This window comes from Leptolyngbya cf. ectocarpi LEGE 11479, from assembly GCF_015207065.1.
GTDB classification, from domain to species: Bacteria; Cyanobacteriota; Cyanobacteriia; order Phormidesmidales; family Phormidesmidaceae; genus Leptothoe; species Leptothoe ectocarpi.
Genome location: NZ_JADEXP010000002.1, coordinates 34,684 through 52,110, shown reverse-complemented (window position 1 = coordinate 52,110; position 17,427 = coordinate 34,684). Strand labels below are relative to the sequence as shown.

18 protein-coding genes are annotated in these 17,427 nt (G+C 49.8%); 10 read left to right on the top strand and 8 right to left on the bottom strand.

The annotated features are described in order from the left end of the window. The first annotated feature begins 76 nt into the window (after positions 1–76). The 3 genes from IQ260_RS00755 (at position 77) to ypfJ (ending at position 3,279) form a co-directional block, all read left to right on the top strand. On the top strand, positions 77–1,444 hold the full coding sequence (locus IQ260_RS00755; protein WP_193989908.1) for a helix-hairpin-helix domain-containing protein: 1,368 nt from the start codon (positions 77–79) through the stop codon (positions 1,442–1,444). Between the two features lie 80 nt (positions 1,445–1,524). Then, entirely contained in the window at positions 1,525–2,280 is a 756-nt protein-coding gene (locus IQ260_RS00750; protein WP_193989907.1) for a lipase family protein, read from the top strand. 150 nt (positions 2,281–2,430) lie between these two features. Then, the gene (gene ypfJ, locus IQ260_RS00745) at positions 2,431–3,279 is read left to right on the top strand and encodes a KPN_02809 family neutral zinc metallopeptidase (RefSeq protein WP_193989905.1); all 849 of its coding nucleotides are present in this window, start codon (positions 2,431–2,433) and stop codon (positions 3,277–3,279) included. Between the two features lie 24 nt (positions 3,280–3,303). Here ypfJ and IQ260_RS00740 read toward each other — a convergent pair whose 3' ends face one another. The 6 genes from IQ260_RS00740 to psbH form a co-directional block, all read right to left on the bottom strand. Then, positions 3,304–4,416 carry an S-(hydroxymethyl)glutathione dehydrogenase/class III alcohol dehydrogenase gene (locus tag IQ260_RS00740; protein ID WP_193989904.1) on the bottom strand — a complete coding sequence of 371 codons (1,113 nt, stop codon included), beginning with the start codon at positions 4,414–4,416 and terminating at the stop codon, positions 3,304–3,306. Positions 4,417–4,531: 115 nt separating this feature from the next. Beyond that, positions 4,532–5,257: a hypothetical protein gene (locus IQ260_RS00735; RefSeq protein WP_193989903.1), complete on the bottom strand. Its 726-nt coding sequence runs from the start codon at positions 5,255–5,257 to the stop codon at positions 4,532–4,534. Next, positions 5,254–5,910, bottom strand: coding sequence for a ParA family protein (locus IQ260_RS00730; protein WP_193989902.1), 657 nt, complete (start codon positions 5,908–5,910; stop codon positions 5,254–5,256). The genes IQ260_RS00735 and IQ260_RS00730 overlap by 4 nt, the downstream gene beginning before the upstream one ends. A gap of 68 nt (positions 5,911–5,978) precedes the next feature. After that, entirely contained in the window at positions 5,979–6,608 is a 630-nt protein-coding gene (gene pth, locus IQ260_RS00725) for an aminoacyl-tRNA hydrolase (protein ID WP_193989901.1), read from the bottom strand. Positions 6,609–6,643: 35 nt separating this feature from the next. After that, positions 6,644–6,976, bottom strand: coding sequence for a TatA/E family twin arginine-targeting protein translocase (locus IQ260_RS00720; protein WP_193989900.1), 333 nt, complete (start codon positions 6,974–6,976; stop codon positions 6,644–6,646). Between the two features lie 184 nt (positions 6,977–7,160). Continuing rightward, on the bottom strand, positions 7,161–7,364 hold the full coding sequence (psbH, locus tag IQ260_RS00715; RefSeq protein ID WP_193989899.1) for a photosystem II reaction center phosphoprotein PsbH: 204 nt from the start codon (positions 7,362–7,364) through the stop codon (positions 7,161–7,163). 76 nt (positions 7,365–7,440) lie between these two features. On the opposite strand from psbH, the gene psbN reads away from it, so the two are divergent. From psbN to sigC, 6 genes are all read left to right on the top strand, one after another. Further along, positions 7,441–7,572, top strand: coding sequence for a photosystem II reaction center protein PsbN (psbN, locus tag IQ260_RS00710; RefSeq protein WP_193989898.1), 132 nt, complete (start codon positions 7,441–7,443; stop codon positions 7,570–7,572). 253 nt (positions 7,573–7,825) lie between these two features. Next, complete coding sequence (gene rpsP / locus IQ260_RS00705) at positions 7,826–8,074, top strand: 30S ribosomal protein S16 (protein WP_193989896.1); 249 nt, start codon at positions 7,826–7,828, stop codon at positions 8,072–8,074. Between the two features lie 109 nt (positions 8,075–8,183). After that, a complete protein-coding gene (locus IQ260_RS00700; protein ID WP_193989894.1) occupies positions 8,184–8,597 on the top strand; it encodes a KH domain-containing protein in 414 nt (137 codons plus the stop codon). A 125-nt stretch (positions 8,598–8,722) separates the two neighbouring features. Beyond that, on the top strand, positions 8,723–9,676 hold the full coding sequence (locus tag IQ260_RS00695) for a PhoH family protein (protein WP_193989892.1): 954 nt from the start codon (positions 8,723–8,725) through the stop codon (positions 9,674–9,676). An 80-nt stretch (positions 9,677–9,756) separates the two neighbouring features. Then, on the top strand, positions 9,757–13,011 hold the full coding sequence (locus IQ260_RS00690) for a DEAD/DEAH box helicase (RefSeq protein ID WP_193989890.1): 3,255 nt from the start codon (positions 9,757–9,759) through the stop codon (positions 13,009–13,011). A gap of 524 nt (positions 13,012–13,535) precedes the next feature. Next, a complete protein-coding gene (sigC, locus tag IQ260_RS00685; RefSeq protein ID WP_228015318.1) occupies positions 13,536–14,846 on the top strand; it encodes an RNA polymerase sigma factor SigC in 1,311 nt (436 codons plus the stop codon). A gap of 252 nt (positions 14,847–15,098) precedes the next feature. Here sigC and IQ260_RS00680 read toward each other — a convergent pair whose 3' ends face one another. Next, positions 15,099–15,263, bottom strand: a complete 165-nt coding sequence (locus IQ260_RS00680; protein ID WP_193989888.1) for a hypothetical protein — start codon at positions 15,261–15,263, stop codon at positions 15,099–15,101. Between the two features lie 134 nt (positions 15,264–15,397). Further along, entirely contained in the window at positions 15,398–16,039 is a 642-nt protein-coding gene (locus IQ260_RS00675) for a phosphoribosylanthranilate isomerase (protein ID WP_193989886.1), read from the bottom strand. Between the two features lie 187 nt (positions 16,040–16,226). Between IQ260_RS00675 and IQ260_RS00670 the strand changes: the two genes are divergently transcribed. Further along, a complete protein-coding gene (locus IQ260_RS00670; protein ID WP_193989884.1) occupies positions 16,227–17,423 on the top strand; it encodes a site-2 protease family protein in 1,197 nt (398 codons plus the stop codon). Positions 17,424–17,427 lie beyond the last annotated feature (4 nt).

Here is a 17,427-nt window from a genome sequence, read left to right as displayed (position 1 = left end):
TGCTTCAAAGCAAATCACATCTCTGTTCATTGTTACGAGTATTCGTTGTTTGTCCGATTGATAAGGAGTTATGGATATGGTTAAAATTCTTAGCCGTCGGTCTTTATATATCCAACCTGTTTACGATATTGGCGTAGAAAAGGACCATAACTTTCTGACGTTGGATGGCTTAGTTGCATCTAACTGCTTCAATAAAAGCCATTCGATGGCCTATGGTTATGTCACTTATCAGACGGCATATCTAAAGGCCAATTATCCGGTGGAGTATATGGCGGCGCTGCTGACGGCGATTAGCGGCGACCAGGATAAGGTGCAGATGCATATTGCGAATTGCGTCAGCATGGGCATTGAAGTGCTGCCACCGGATGTGAATCGTTCGGGTGTGGATTTTACTCCGGAGAATAACTGCATTTTGTTTGGTCTGTCGGCGGTACGTAATGTGGGTCTGGGGGCGATTGAGACGCTGATCCAGAGTCGTACGGAAGAGGGGCCGTTTACGTCGTTGCCTGAGCTTTGCGATCGCATCGATCTCCGCGCCGTCAACCGCCGTGCCCTAGAAGCCCTGATCCATTCCGGAGCCCTTGACGGCCTCAACAACAACCGTCGTCAGCTATTCTCCGACTTAGAATTCGCCGTTGACTGGGCTCAATCCCGCGCCAAAGATCGCGAAATCGGTCAGGGCAATATCTTTGACATGATGTTAGGCGGTGGCGAGACAGCTGCCACATCCAATGAAAAGACCAATCATGCCGGTGCCTACGAAGCCGCACCCAAAGCACCCCCCATGGAAGACTACGACCCTCAAGAACGACTGCGCCTAGAAAAAGAGCTGCTGGGATTCTATATCTCCGACCATCCCCTCAAGTCAGTGCAGCGTCCGGCTCGAATTTTGGCTCCCATTAGCTTAGCCGAGCTGTCCGAGCAGCCTGAAAAGCTTATCCTTAGCGCTATTGTCATGATCAGTGCCATGAAACCCATCACCACCAAAAAGGGTGACAGCATGGCAATCTTACAGATCGAAGACCTCAGCGGTCAGGCCGAAGCCGTCGTTTTTCCTCGCTCCTATGCCCGCATCGGTATGCACATCAAACCCGATGCCCGACTCATGATTTGGGGCAAAGCAGACCGCCGAGATGATCAGGTCCAATTTATAGTTGATGATGCCGAACCCATCGAAGATGTACGCTTAGTAACCGTTGAACTGCCTCCATCGATCGCGGGCGATATTGAGCAGCAACACCGTCTACGCAATGTGATTCAAAATCAGCAAGGCGAAGACAAGCGTGAAGCAAAAATCCCTGTGGTGGCCATGATTACCCATCAGGGACATCGTCAGGTCGTGCGGCTGGGGTCTCAATTCCGGGTTAAAGATCCTGATGAAGCTGTTTCCGCCCTCAAAGCCGCCGACTTTAAAGCTAAGGCCGCTCCCTTAGTTAGTGCTTAAAGACTTAAATTTTTATCATTCTCTGATAGAGATTGCCAGACTCTACGGCACACTGACCCATATGGGATTAAGGACAATCGATGGAACTAGATTATAGAATCGCTTTACGCTGTGCCCATCTATCCAATGAGGTCTACAGAGCCTTCACTGATAAGCTGCGCTTTAGTCTGCGTCCGGCGTTGACACCCAAGTTGTTTGATGTCCGACGCACTGACACGCAAGTGGCTTTGTTAGAAGATCCTGATACCCGATGCGGATACATTGTTTTTCGAGGTAGCGATGCCGATCGCGATTGGCTAACCAATTTAGATTTTTCCCGCTGGTCTGCGGTTGCAGATGCTGTTTTAGATGACAAGCAGCTAGATTATCCAGAGGTTTACGGTGAATCAAAGTCTGGTGTACAGATGCACTCAGGTTTTACCAAAGCATATCTAGCCGTTCGTTCTGAAATTCATGGAGTTGTTCGCAAAAGTCCGATGACACGCTGGGTGATGACCGGACATAGCTTGGGCGGAGCATTGGCAAAGCTATGTGCTGTGGATTTACAGTACAACTTTTCACCCAAAATCTCAGTTGAGGTGTATTCGTTTGGAGCACCTCGTGTGGGTAATAAGGCGTTTACAGAGTCCTATAATCGCCGTGTTCCCAATTCCTGGCGGTTTGTAAATGGCAACGATGTCGTTAGTGGGCTACCCCGCCGCTGGCAATCCTATCGCCATGTGGATCAACGTATCCGATTGGGTTCCCGGCTCAGCTGGCGAATTTTTTCAGGCAGTCTTCAGGACCACCGCATTGATCGCTATATTGCTGCATTGACCAAACGGGTGGACCAATAGAGTTAACGGTCATCGAATGCTAAGAGATCCATGGGATTATTTGTTGCCATCTGGGGCAATGGTATATTCCGTGTGAGTACAGAGTTTATCTCTGGAGTATGAACACCTCAGCGTTGACAACGCACGGATACGACACACAGAAGGGCAGCCATGAAAAAAACGGGGCGTCGCAGTAGCAATATCGAAGATCGCCGTGGTGCCACGAGTTCTCTTGTGGTCGGTGGTGGTGGATTAGGGGCTTTGGTTTTAGCCCTGGTGGTAACTATGTTAGGGGGAGACCCCAGCATCATCTTAGACCAGGTTGCAGCCCCACCGTCTCAATCCACACAGCAACGTCAGATATCGCCTGCTGAGGAAGAGCTAGCGGCCTTTACCTCTGTTGTGTTAGCTGATACCGAAGATACGTGGAACAAAATTTTTCAAGAAGAAATTGGTCAGCCATACCAGGAGCCCAATTTGGTGCTGTTTTCAGGGGCAGTGCAGTCTGGTTGTGGCTCAGCCCAGTCCGCCATGGGGCCTTTTTACTGCCCGGCAGATCAAAAGGTCTACATCGACCTCAGTTTTTACAACGAGCTAAAAACTCGTCATCAAGCTCCCGGTGATTTTGCCCAGGCCTATGTTATTGCCCATGAGGTGGGCCACCATGTGCAGAATATTCTAGGTATTTCTAACCAGGTTCGACAGCTGCAAAGTCGTGCAAGCAAAGCTGAAGCCAATCAGCTCTCTGTGCGGTTAGAGCTGCAGGCCGACTGTTTTGCGGGTGTTTGGGCTAATCGTGCTGACAAGGCCCGTGATATTTTGGAGCGCGGTGATATCGAGGAAGCGCTCAACGCGGCTAGTCAGATTGGCGATGACCGCTTGCAGGAACAGTCCCGTGGCTTTGTAGTACCTGAATCATTTACCCACGGTAGCTCTGCCCAACGGATGCGTTGGTTTAAGCAAGGCTTAGCAACTGGTGATATTGAGCAGTGCAATACGTTTTCGACTAATCAGATCTAAAGCGCTGTGTATAGGTTTTCAAGGCTAGCTAAAGTTGACAACGCTACGAATTGACTTGCCCTCATGCATAACATCAAAGGCATCATTGATTTGCTCTAGAGGAAACGTGTGGGTGATCAAATCATCAATGTTGATTTTTCCATCCATATACCAATCCACAATTTTGGGTACATCGGTACGACCTTTAGCTCCACCGAATGCTGTTCCTTTCCATACCCGTCCCGTCACCAATTGAAAGGGACGAGTGGAGATTTCCTGACCTGATGCAGCCACACCAATGATGATACTTTCACCCCAGCCCTTGTGGCAGCATTCCAGAGCCTGGCGCATTACTTGCACATTGCCAATACACTCAAAGGTATAGTCAGCGCCGCCCTTAGTTAAGTCCACCAGGTAGGGAACCAAATCCCCTCCGACGTCCTGGGGGTTAACAAAATGGGTCATGCCAAACTTTTCTGCTAAGGCCTTTTTCCCAGGGTTGAGGTCCACCCCGACAATCATGTTTGCTCCCACTAGCTGACAGCCTTGAATCACATTTAATCCAATCCCACCGAGGCCAAACACAATCACATTGGCACCTGGTTCAACTTTGGCTGTATTGATCACAGCACCTATCCCTGTGGTGACTCCACAGCCGACATAGCAAACCTTATCAAATGGAGCATCCTCTCGAATTTTGGCTAGGGCGATCTCCGGTACAACCGTATAGTTGGCAAATGTTGACGTGCCCATGTAGTGATAGATGGGCTGGTTATTGAGTTCAAAACGATGGGTGCCATCGGGCATCAGCCCGCGCCCTTGTGTACTGCGGATGGCCTGACACAGATTAGTTTTACCACTGAGACAGTACTCACAGGCACGGCACTCAGGCACATACAAAGGAATGACATGATCCCCAGGCCGAAGGCTTTTCACATCTGCTCCTGTCTCTACCACGACGCCGGCACCTTCATGCCCCAAAACAGATGGAAATAGGCCTTCTGGATCTTTCCCTGACAGGGTATAAGCGTCAGTGTGGCATACGCCTGTGGCTTTAATCTCCACCAGCACTTCCCCCGACCTAGGGCCATCTAGGGTCAGGGTCTCTATTGTTAGGGGCTGTCCAGCCTCATGAGCAACGGCGGCTCTAACATCCATAAACCTATTTCTCTGCGTAATCCATCTGTCAGAGTAAGGGATATGGCTAATGCTAGATCAATTCGTTATCCAACTGTAAAGAAATGCCACGAGAGTTTATGCGTTGGTTGAACTCCTAATCAACCCAGCCAATGTCATCGTCAGAAAGCATGCTGTTGGTCGGTTCACCACGCTGAATCGCATACTCGGGGATAGCCTTATAGCTGCTAGGACGATTTCGTAAAGTTAGCGTACTGCGATTCGTAGCTAAATCAGCGCCATGGATGACGTTTGGAGCAGGCTCTTCTGGGCTAGAAGCCTTGTTGTCCTGCTGGGCCACTGTCATTTGTCGAGTGGCTAAATCAGCACCATGGATAACTTTTGGAGCAGACTCCTTTGGCTTAGCAGCTGCTTCCTGTTGAGTGGCTGTAATTTTTCGGATCGTTTCTTTGGCAGTTTCTAGCTCTTCAGTGGTTTTAGTCAGTGCTTCAGACTGCTTGACTGTGTCTTTTTGTGAAGCGTCTAACTCATCTTTAAGTTCAAAAATTCGAGTTTGGTGAGTTTTAATATCGTCCTGCAACCCAGCGATCTGTGCCTGTGCTTGTTTAAGGGAGGTTTCTAGTTCACCTATTTGCTTTTCAAGGGCCGCTGTATTATTGCTCTCTTTACTGGTTTGCTTCGCTGTAGTGGTTGCGGGTTTACTTGCACGCTTTCTTGTCCGGCCTGTACCTGAGGATGCTTTTTTAGTTGCTTCAGTATCTGAGCGAGTTTCCTCAGATACGTCCTTTGCTGGAGCTGGCTCGGCTTCGCTAGTTTTCTCGACTTCTTCTTTGAGCAGGTCGGCAATGCGTTTTTTCGTCATAATCTTTTCCAGTCCCTTAGGACTTCAGCGGCAACTCGGTAATAGTCGGCCTGCGCCTCATGAGCGTTGGGCCCTTTCCATTGACTGATAGCGCAACCTTCCATGGCAGCTCGTTCGTGGGCTTTATAACTTCGTATATAGGTTTGAAAAGCGGAAATATCCAACTTTTCCAGCATGGTTTGAGCTTCTTGCGCTTCCTTTAAACTACGGGAATCAACCTTTGTCAGCAATACCCGATGAAAAACCCCAGAGGGTTGAACGATGTTTTTGACAGTGTTGATTAAAGCTGTGACATCCATCGGTGCTGGAGGGGTGGGCAGCAACAGATAGTCTGCCACCGTTAATACAGTACCTAAGGACTTAGAGTGTAACGCTGGAGGCGTATCGACAACAATTAGCTCGTAGTTGTCAAGCACCTTGAGCTGCTTCAGCATCTCGATATCGGTTTCGTGGGAAAAGTCAAAAACCTGATGGACTCGTTCAAGCCACCAGGTTGCCGATCGCTGGAGATCGCTATCTATTAATAAAACTCGCCGCTCTTCTGCAAAAATCGCAGCTAGATTAACAGCGGTGGTTGTTTTGCCGACGCCTCCCTTGCCATTCAAAATAACTAGGATTTTGGGCGGGGGTTGCTTTTCTTTTACCTTAGCCACGACTCACGACAGCAATAGGACCCTAATTTCTAGCTGTTTACCGTTAGGACAGATGAGTTTGCCCGCATCTAAACGGTTGCTTCTTTTCCATTGTAAAGACTCATGGTGCGCTCAATGCCTTTGCCTAGGCTGCACTCTATGGCTTCACCTGCGAGATGCACGGCTGCATCCATCACTTTGCGCTCATCGGTGGCAAACTTACCAAGAACGTGACCGACCACAGCTCGGTTCGTCGGATTTTCCGGATCATCAGCACGACTAATGCCTAAGCGCAGTCTGGGGAAGGTTTGGGTACCTAGGTGAGAAATGAGCGACTTCATGCCATTATGACCACCAGCTGACCCTGATAGTCGCAGGCGCAATTTGCCAATTGGCAGGTCCATATCGTCGTAGATCACCAGCACATCGCTGGGCGATAGCTTATACCAGTCGAGTAGCGCCCGTACCGATTGTCCGGATCGATTCATGTAGGTAGTAGGTTTGAGCAAAATAAGACGGTCGCCAGAGGGCGCTCGAGATTCCCCCACATGACCTTGGAATCGCTTATTGTCAGTGAATTTGACAGACCAACGCTGGGCTAGCTCATCAATGACCTCAAAGCCGATATTGTGACGCGTCCGTGCATACTTTTGTCCAGGATTACCTAGTCCAACCAGTAGTTTGGGTGTCTGTAGAGAAGACACGTCTGTGGTCACCATGGTCGCCATTAGATTGCTTACAACGTGTCATTTCCCTAAGCTGATTCTTCGCTCGCCACCTCATTTGCCAACTTGGCTGTGTCAGTATCCGCTGACGCTGAGTTCTGATCGGTCGCCTCAGAATCCGGTTTGAGGGCTTTGGGCTCTGGCGTTTCTAGGGTGGCTTTGATCGGTTCCGTCACAGTTTTTTCGATCCGGGCGGCTTCTTTCTTGAACTCATCTTCAAATTCTTTAGAAGCGTCTTGAAAACCTTTAATAGCCTTGCCCAGACTGCGACCAATCTCAGGTAATTTCTTGGGGCCAAAGACCAATAAGGCCACCATCATAATCAGGGCCATCTCTGGCAGGCCAATGCCAAAAATATTCATTACAGGGAAATCTCCCGCCGACGTTGACTATTGCTAACTATCAACCACATTAGTGGCAAAGGGGACAGACCCATGAGTCTATCCCCTCCACCAGTCATCTAATTGCCAACATACTGCATAGGCGATGCCTACTGTGAGTGGCAGTTCAAACACCCGTCAAAGAAAGATGCTCGAAAGCCTACCCCTAGAAACTAAGGCTACGCCAATCGACATCAACCCCTTGAATTTGAAGGGAGTTGTTGTAAATCTGCAGGATGATCAAGAGAAATACAAGGAAAAGAACCATAAACACTCCCATTAGGCGAGTAGTTCCCCAGCCGGGGGTAACTTTACCGTATTCGGAGTTTAGAGGTTTAAGCAGGTTTCCCAACCGAGTTTGCTGTGCCATGGGCGTATTTACCTTAAGGTCACTTTATATTCTGTAATATCATAGATTTTACATCCTCTAAGTCTTAAACGATCCTATGGATTCTGCAACAGTTCTTATTATTTCAGTGGGCGCCATTGTTATCGCGTTTACTGGCCTTGCTGTTTACACAGCTTTTGGTCCCCCATCCAAGCAACTCGCTGATCCCTTTGATGATCACGAAGATTAATAGTCCTAATGGGGGGTGGCATGGCAACGGTGGCCGTCAACTGAAATCCATGGCCGATCTCTAGCCAGATTAATCCGTTGCTCATCTGCACCGATGAAGCTCCCGTGCAATCTTGCATGGGAGTGATAGAATTAGGTGCTCTAGGTAGAGCCTGCTTAATCAAAGTCGAACGTTGCTCAGTTGAAGCTTCGTAAGCGTGCTCTTCGCAGGTGCGGCTTTTGTAAAAAAACGAACAGACCTTTTCAAGACAACTATGATCAAACTGCGACTAAAGCGTTACGGCAAAAAACGTGAGGTGAGCTATCGGATTGTGGCTATGAATAGCCGAGATCGCCGTGATGGTCGCCCGCTGGAGGAGTTGGGCTTTTACAACCCTCGGACGGATGAGACTCGGTTGGAAGTGCCTGCGATTGTCAAGCGCCTTAAGGAAGGGGCTCAGCCAACGAAGACTGTGCAACATATCCTTGAGAAAGCAAACGTATACGAGCAGCTCAAAGCTTAGTTTGCAATGTTCAAGTCACGATAATTCTTGAAGCCTAAACTACTAAACCTGGAGCGTTTTCCATTGCATCCTTTGGCTCTAGATAGTTGCTTCAAGTGTCATATCTATTATGCTTGGCTTGCTACTAGATGTTAGTAAGGTGGCTAATGTGCCTGACTTTGAAACCTTAGTGCGATTTTTGGTGACTCCTTTTTTAGAGTCTCCTGATGCGTTGAGATTAGATTTTGAGCCGCTGTCAGACGGTCAGCGGCTTTGGATTCGTGTTGCCTTTGATAGTGAGGATAAGGGCCGAGTTTTTGGGAGAGGCGGTCGCAACATTCAAGCGATTCGTAAGGTTCTGAAGGCAACAGGGGCATTGCATAATTGTTCGGTGCACCTTGATGTGTATGGTGAGTCATCTCAAGATTCAGGCGATGGATCTGATCGTTCCCGTCCTCGTGGTGGTCGTGGTGGCGGTCGGTCGCGACGTGGAGGGAGTGGTCGACCAGGCCCTAGTAAGCCATCCAGGCGCCCTCAAAGTTGAGATAATGCTCTTCTAGTCTGAGTTATTTGGAGCGATAGCCAAAAGAACGTGGGTTGACAATGCAAAGGTTCTCGGATGGTAGATTCCAGTATTAGACATCTGTGGTGGCAGGATTAAGCCGTTGTATGGAAGGTGCCGTCGCATTTGAATTTAATTCAGCTGAGCAAGCAATGGCAATGGCTGGTTACCAGGAAGAGGCTATCAAGCGACTGTCTCAGCAAACTGGGGCCAAGTTGGTGATGCGTGGCACGACTTTGTTGATGTCGGGTACACCAAAGCAAGTAGAACGTTCTAAGCGTTTGGTCACCTCTTTAGAGTCAATTTGGTCCCAGGGGCAATCTGTGTCGGTCGCCGAAGTGATGACTGCTATCCATGCCCTAGATACCAACCAAGAGGACGATCTGGGGCAGCTTCATGGGGATGTAATTGCTCGTACCCGTCGCGGTGAGACCATTCGAGCCAAGACGTTTCGTCAGCGCAAGTATGTTAATGCCTTGCGGACTCGAGATTTAGTTTTTTGCACGGGACCAGCTGGAACGGGTAAGACGTTTTTGGCAGCGATGGTGGCTGTGCAGGCGATTCTGGAGCAGCAGTATGAGCGGTTGATTTTGACTCGGCCTGCTGTGGAAGCGGGGGAGAGCTTGGGCTTTTTGCCAGGTGATTTACAGCAAAAGGTAGATCCCTATCTGCGGCCCCTATATGATGCCTTGCATGAGCTAATTGATCCGGAGCGTATCCCTAGTTTGATGGAGCGCGGCATTATTGAGGTGGCCCCTCTGGCCTACATGCGTGGACGAACGTTGAGCAATGCATTTGTGATTTTGGATGAGGCACAAAATACAACCCCTGCCCAAATGAAAATGGTGCTAACGCGGTTGGGATTTAAGTCGAGGATGGTGGTGACAGGCGATGTTACGCAAACGGATTTGCCTAATCAGCGACAGTCTGGTTTGTCCATGGCGGTCAAGGTGCTGAAAGGTGTGGATGGGATCGCATTTTCTGAGCTCACTAAAGCTGATGTTGTTCGTCATCCGCTGGTGCAGCGGATTGTGGCGGCCTATGAGCAATATGAGATGTAGCGAGGTATTCCTCCTCGACTAAGCGGTATTCTGAATCCTTGGATGATGGGTTTTGGGCGGTACTGAAGGCGGCATTTATTATGACAATTCTCCATGGAAGTTGGCTTCCGGCACAGCAGCGATTTTTTGTTTGGGCTGAAACCTGGCGCAGACTAGAAGAGGTTGCGCCAGCTGATCTGTGTATGGAGTTGCATCCTTACTGTTTGAGTGCTGAGGAGTTTCAAGCATTGCCGACAACAGTAGACCAGCTGGATTTGGGGCTGCTAGTTGATCGGTTTCAGGCACGCTGGCGTGAGTATGTTGTGGCGCTGCCAACGGTATTGACAGAAAAGTCGGTTTGTCCACAGCTGTCAGGACAGCCCCATGTTGCAGATGTCGTTCTTTATCCGTGGCGTGTGTCTGGGGTAATGTTGCCAACGGCGGTGGCATTAAACTTGCTGACGGGGTTGCCTTTGGGATCTGAAGCTAGCGTGGTTGGAGGAGATCTGCGCTATTGGTCCCATATGGCTCGCTGGAGTTTAGATTTAATGGCGCGGGGTAAGTTTGTGCCGGCGGTGAGTGCTGATAGGGGTGGTGCGATCGCAACCTGGCAGTTATTACTCAACAGTGCTGTGGACCAAGCGCGACTGCGTCAGTTTTCCGACCGTATGCCCCTGGTTTGTCAGCTGTATCAAGCCCTCAAAGCACCCACCCGCAAAACTGCAGCGGCCAAAAAAAACACCAAAACTGCCAAAACAAAAGCCGCTAAATCCAAAACAACCAAATCCAAAACAACCCAGTCAAAAACATCTAAAGCAGGCACGGTTGAGTTTTCAGGTGATCTACTCGCCATTGATTTACCAAGCCAGGCACCGCCATTGCTGCAAGACTTTGTAGCCAGTGTTGTATCAGCTAAAGTTTGCGATTTAGCCAAGGTTCAACCCTTGCCAGCTACAGCTCCCCTGAGTAAAGACTTACCCCTGCGTGAATGGGTAGGAGCCCTAACCCAGGAAAAGAAAAAACGCTTTGAATCGAGTCCTGCTGGGTTAGTGCGGCTCAATGAAGCCCTTCATACCTGGACAGCGCCGCTGCAGAACTTAGCGACCGATGCCCTTGATGCGTTGCACGTGGGCTTTCACCTGATGCCTCCTCCTAGTGGCGAACTCAACTGGACCCTGCACTATGGTTTAGAAGCCTCCGATGATGATGTTTTTTGCCTTGATGCTCAAACCATTTGGCAGCATCCTGTAGACCAGTTGGACTATCGTGGTCGTACCGTAGATGCGCCCCAGGAAAAATTGTTAGCAGGGTTAGGGCGTGCTGCCCGTCTGTGCGAGCCCATTAAGACTACTCTGAGCGAATCCAGCCCCAGTGGTTGTAGCCTAGATCCGATTCAAGCCTTTGAGTTTATTAAAGCCACTGCAAATCGCTTGCAGGATAATGGGTTTGGCGTGACCCTGCCCGAGAATCTAGTCGATCCGACGAAGTCCAGTGCCAGTCGCCTGGGATTGAGCGTCAAGGCCATGACACCACCGCGTAAACAGCAGCGCCTGGGATTACAGAGTTTACTGAACTTTGAGTGGGAGCTTTCCATCGGCGGTCAGAATGTGAGTCAGCGTGAATTTGAGCAGTTAATTGCGCAACAGACGCCGCTGGTGGAAGTCAATGGTCAGTGGGTGGAGCTGCGACCTCAGGATGTAAAAGCAGCTCAGTCATTTTTTACCAGTCGTCAAACTAAAAATAAGCTATCTGTCGAAGAAGTATTGCGCATCAGCAGCGGTGATGGCCAACTGATCGACAAGTTACCGGTGGTCGCGTTCCACGCTTCGGGCAAATTAGATGAGCTGATTACCACCCTGACTACAGGCAACCAGAGCCTTGAAGAGATGGAAGAGCCCGATGGATTTGAAGGGAAGCTGCGTCCTTATCAAGCACGGGGCGTATCCTGGCTGACATTTTTAGAGCAGTGGGGGTTGGGGGCTTGCCTAGCTGACGACATGGGTTTGGGTAAAACGATCCAGCTGATTGCTTTCTTGCTCAACCTCAAGCAGGAAGCTGTATTGAGTAAACCCGTATTGCTAGTCTGTCCCACATCGGTGTTGAGTAACTGGCAGCGAGAGGTTAAGCGATTTGGTCCTGAGCTAACCACCCTGGTCTATCACGGAGATAAGCGGCCTAAGGGTGCAACTTTTGTCAAGCAGGCCCGAGAAACTAATCTGATTGTCACCAGCTATACCCTTGTTTATCGGGACCTCAAAGAATTAAAACGCGTGGATTGGCAAGGTCTAGTGTTGGACGAAGCTCAAAATATTAAGAACTCTGATGCTAAACAATCCAAGGCTGTACGGGAGCTAGAAAGCGATTTTCGGATTGCCCTGACCGGTACTCCAGTGGAGAACCGCTTGAGCGAACTGTGGTCCATTATGGATTTTTTAAATCCAAACTATTTGGGTCCCAAAAATTTCTTTCAGCGCCGTTTTGCCACACCGATCGAACGCTACGGCGACACCGATTCTTTGCGCACCCTGCGAGGTTTGGTGCAGCCCTTTATCCTTAGACGTCTGAAAACCGATCGCACCATTATTCAAGATTTGCCCGAAAAGCAGGAGATGACGGTTTTCTGCGGCCTATCTGCGGAACAGGGCCGACTGTATCAAAAAGCCGTGGATGAAGCGCTGGCCAACATTGATGAGGCCGATGGTGTCAAACGCCGGGGCATGATTCTGGGGTTATTGGTCAAACTCAAGCAAATTTGTAACCATCCAGCCCAGTATCTCAAGCAAGCATCTTTAGGCAAGCAGCGACGTTCGGCAAAACTGCAACGGCTTAACGAGATGCTCGAAGAGGTGATTTCAGAGGGCGATCGGGCTCTGATTTTTACCCAGTTTGCTGAGTGGGGAAATCTGTTGCAGTCTCACTTAAAAGAACATCTAGGAGAAGATGCCCTATTTCTTTATGGCAGCACCTCCCAGCCAGCTCGTGAGGCGATGGTGGATCGGTTTCAGCAAGATCCCAATGGACCCAAGCTATTTATTCTCTCGCTTAAGGCCGGGGGAGTAGGTCTTAATCTGACTCGGGCCAACCATGTCTTTCACTTTGACCGCTGGTGGAACCCTGCTGTGGAAAACCAGGCCACTGACCGGGCCTTTCGCATTGGGCAAACCCGCAATGTTCAGGTACACAAGTTTGTCTGTAGCGGCACCCTAGAAGAGCGCATCAACGACATGATTGAAAGTAAAAAAGCTTTGGCAGAGCAGGTTGTCGGCGCGGGTGAGCAGTGGTTGACCGAGCTAGATACGGATCAGTTGCGCGAGCTGCTACTCCTGGATCGTAAGGCTGTGATTGACGAAAGCTAACCTTTTTGAGCAAGGGCAGCTAGTTTAACTGGCTATCCTTAAAGCAAATGTAAGAACGTAGCCCTAGATGATGAATTCCTGGTAACGATTGTCGGGAGTTAGTCGCCATACCCCGGTCCCCAGGGCTTTCTGAAAGTACTCACTGTTAAAGGACATGGACCGTTCTAACGTCTGAAGGTATCAGGATATTTCTTCTAAACCTGTGCCACTGAAAAACCTGGACTAATCCTGATCAAGGTGGCTGACCCTAGTTGATATTTAGTTAGATACGGTCCTCGACGCAATCACTGACGTAATCGTTTAGAGAATGCGGTTCATCGGGAATAGGCTTGCTGAGTGATGTAGATCCTTATATCACCCTGATGTGAGTCACTTGGGCTTTGACAGCAGCACTCTACGCTAAGTATGGGTGCATAAGTCTAGCTCATCAGATTTACATTTGCCTAGAGCAAGCCTCCCGAGTTTGCAGTTTGTTCCTCGCTTTCTTAGGCCGGGAACACTACATCTACGAGGGCTAGACGGCCTTGACTGTTCTTAAAGCTACACCGCCCATGGTTATGGATGCAACGTCTTATCAACCCACTGCAGATGCTGATGTGGTAGCCCCCAGCTCTGTTGCTCTCGCTACGGCTCAATCTGGCAATGTCAAGGAGGAGCCGAGCGACAACGATATAAAAAAGCTGCTGTCGAAAGATGATGATGACACGGTAAACAATTTGGACGTTGATAAATTGGCGGTTGCCCCTGGGCGTCGTACCACCGATTTGGTTCGTCTCTATTTACAAGAAATTGGACGGGTTCGTCTGTTAGAGAGAGACGAAGAGGTGGCAGAAGCCCAGCTGGTTCAAAGCTATATGCAGCTTTTGGAGCAGCGCAAACAGGCTGCTGAGGCCGATTCTGGAATTCTGTCTACGTACGTCTTGTTACTAGAGACTCGCGATCGCATGACAGCCCAGCTAGGTCATCGCCCCTCGCTGGAGCGTCTGGCCAAAGCCTGCGGCATTGAGGCTACCGAACTCAAGCCCAGCTTGCAGGCCGGGAAGCGGCAGTGGGCTGAGCTGGTGGGTATGTCGGTGCAGGATTTAGATGAAGCCTGTACTGAGGGTGTGCGAGCCAAAGAGCACATGATCAAGGCGAACCTGCGCTTGGTGGTGTCGGTGGCTAAAAAGTATCAGAACCGTGGCCTGGAGCTGCTGGATTTGATCCAGGAAGGCACCCTTGGTCTAGAGCGAGCGGTCGAGAAATTTGACCCCACTAAGGGCTATCGCTTTAGCACCTATGCCTACTGGTGGATTCGTCAGGGCATTACCCGTGCGATCGCAACCCAGAGTCGCACCATTCGTCTGCCGGTCCACATTACTGAAAAGCTCAACAAAATCAAGAAAGCTCAGCGCAAGATTTCCCAGACTAAAGGCCGGACCGCCACCGTCGAAGACATCGCCCGCGAACTCAACATGACCGCAGCCCAGGTGCGAGAAGTCCTGCTCAAGGTACCCCGGTCAATTTCCCTTGAAACCAAAGTTGGTAAAGAGCGGGATACGGAATTAGGCGATCTGCTGGAAACCGATGCCCTTTCCCCTGAAGAGTTAGCTGTACGGGATGCCCTACGGCGCGATTTGCATCAGCTCCTAGCTGACCTCACCACTCGTGAGCAGGAAGTCATTCGCCTCCGCTTTGGCTTAGGTGATGGAGTGCCTTACTCCTTAGCCGAGATTGGGCGCACACTAGAGCTATCCCGTGAGCGGGTTCGACAGATTGAGTCCAAAGCATTACAAAAGCTACGGCAACCTAAACGCCGTAATCGTATTCGTGATTATCTAGAAGCTTTGGGTTAGGGGTACTGGCCTCCTGCTGATGCGCTCTCCCGACATCAGAACCGCCGATAGATTATCAAAACAGCCACAAAACAGCAATAAAACAGCCGGTAATGTTTTCGTCTTACCGGCTGTTTTATGTTGTCTTTAGAAATGCACAAGATGATCTATTAAATTATCGACGGCTGGCCGGCGTTTACACAAGAAAAAGCCAGCAGTGATAGCCGCTGGCTGGACAGGAGTAATCGCTGGAACAGGAAATCGCCTTTCTCACTAGCAAAAATGGTCAAAGAGCACAGCGACAATAGATGCAAAAGCAGTAATACCCAGACCAACAAAGGGATTTTGACCTTGGCTCACGGCAAAGGACGTAATGATACCTGCACCGAGGGCAGCCATCATCAATGCACCTAACCAATCTTTTTGGACGTTGTACATATGGCGTAGCTAGGGAGACTAAGCATGGACGACTAGGCTCAAACTATCATCAGTACTTAGACCATATGAAGCAAGGGGGATATTCTGTAATCAAGATTTAGGCTCAGAGATGTTTTGTTACAAATACGGGGTGATTAGAGGGAGAGTGTTTCACCTTTTTTAACGGCCTGCAGTAGCTGAGCCACCTTAATCAGATTCTTGTCTCCAGGAGACTGTTCTACACCGCTGGAGAGGTCAATACCATCTGGAGAAAGCAGCGATAGGGCTTGGGCAACATTGTCAGGACGGAGGCCACCGGCTAAAAACCAGGGGCGTTCAGGGCGAAAGGTTTGTAGGGTTTTCCAGTCTAGGGTGTGGCCGGTGCCCCCCAGATGCTGGGGATGATAAGCATCTAGTAAAAATGTGTCCACATAGGGAGCATAGGTTTCTACCTGGTCTAAATCTTTTAAATCACGAATGCGTAGGGCTTTGATCAGTTCTACGTCAGGTAAGGTTGTGCGAACTGTCTGACAGTAGGCGATGGATTCTTGTCCATGGAGCTGCACACCGCTGAGCTGTCCTAGAGCTACGGTCTGCTTAATTTGCTCCAGCGATGCATTGGCGAAAACCCCAAAGCGGTCAATAGGGGGGAGTGCCTGCACAATGGTCTGAATAGTTTCGGGGGCTACGTAGCGCGGGGATTGTTTAACGCAGATAAATCCCAGTACGGAGGCTCCCATGGTGGCGATCGCAACCGCCTGGTCCGGCTGGGTTAGGCCGCAAATCTTAATACGCATAGATAATAATTCGAAAAGATTCGGAGATCCAGTAAAGCTATTGGTAAACCCCCTCATTAAAATAGAGGCAGTTCTTAGATAAAAACTGACGGTTCTGAATGCAGGTGTGTTTTAGTATGACTTTTTAGTAGGGCCATACTAATCGTTCTGTCCCTATTATCCATCGGCCTATCAAAGGTATATCACTATGCAATCCGGTTGGCGCGTTGGCGCAATTTTCGGTATCCCCCTATTTGTTGATACATCGTGGTTTTTTATTGTCCTGCTAATGACGTTTGCCTATGGCAGCGATCTATCTGACGATGGATTCACCTTGCCGGTGGCAGCTGTAGTGGGTCTGGTGATGGCACTACTTTTGTTTGGCTCTGTACTACTCCATGAGTTGGGGCATAGCCTGGTAGCTCGACGTCAGGGGATTCAGGTCAACTCGATCACGTTATTTTTGTTTGGGGGGATTGCGTCTATTGACAAGGAGTCAAAAACTCCAGGGCAGGCATTTCAAGTTGCGATCGCAGGCCCCTTAGTCAGCTTTTTTCTGTTTGTATCCCTGGGGTTGGTAGCCCTGATTGTCCCGGAGCAGACGATAGCCTCGCTGGTAACGAGCCGGATTGCCCAAATCAATCTGGTACTTACCCTGTTTAATTTGATTCCAGGTTTACCTTTAGATGGTGGTCAGGTGCTCAAAGCTGCCGTGTGGAAAATAACCGGTAGCCGGGCTCAAGGGGTGCGCTGGGCGGCCAGGGTTGGTCAGTTGCTAGGGTGGACGGCGATTACGGTGGGTATCTATGTATATCTGTCTACCCAACAGTTTGAATGGCTCTGGCTCTCGCTTCTGGGATGGTTTGCTGTGCGCAATGCAGGGGCTTATAACCGGGTCAGCGATTTGCAGGATGCCATTAGCAGTCTCAAAGCCAAGGATGCGAGTGTACGCGAATTTAAGGTGGTTGATGGCACCATGACGCTACGGGAATTTGCCGATAATCAGCTGCTGCATGAGGATAAGGCTGTTGTCTATTTTGCCGCCTCCAACGGTCGCTATCGGGGCATGGTGTCCCTGGATGATCTACGTCAGATTGAACGTGGTCAATGGGAATCCATGACCCTGGCCCAGGTTGCCCACCCGCTTTTAGATGTCCCCCATGTGCGTGAAGAAACACCGCTGTCTAAAGTGATTACCGATCTCGAAGAAAATGAACTGCGACGGATCACGGTACTGTCCCCTGCTGATGCCGTTGCTGGGACTATTGACCGGGGCGATGTCGTCCGGGCCTTGGCCAAGCGATTAAACTTTCCGATTTCAGAGGCGATTATTGATCGTATTAAGGAAGAGGGGGCTTATCCATCGGGATTACAGCTAGCTGCGATCGCCAGAAATGCGGAATAGACAG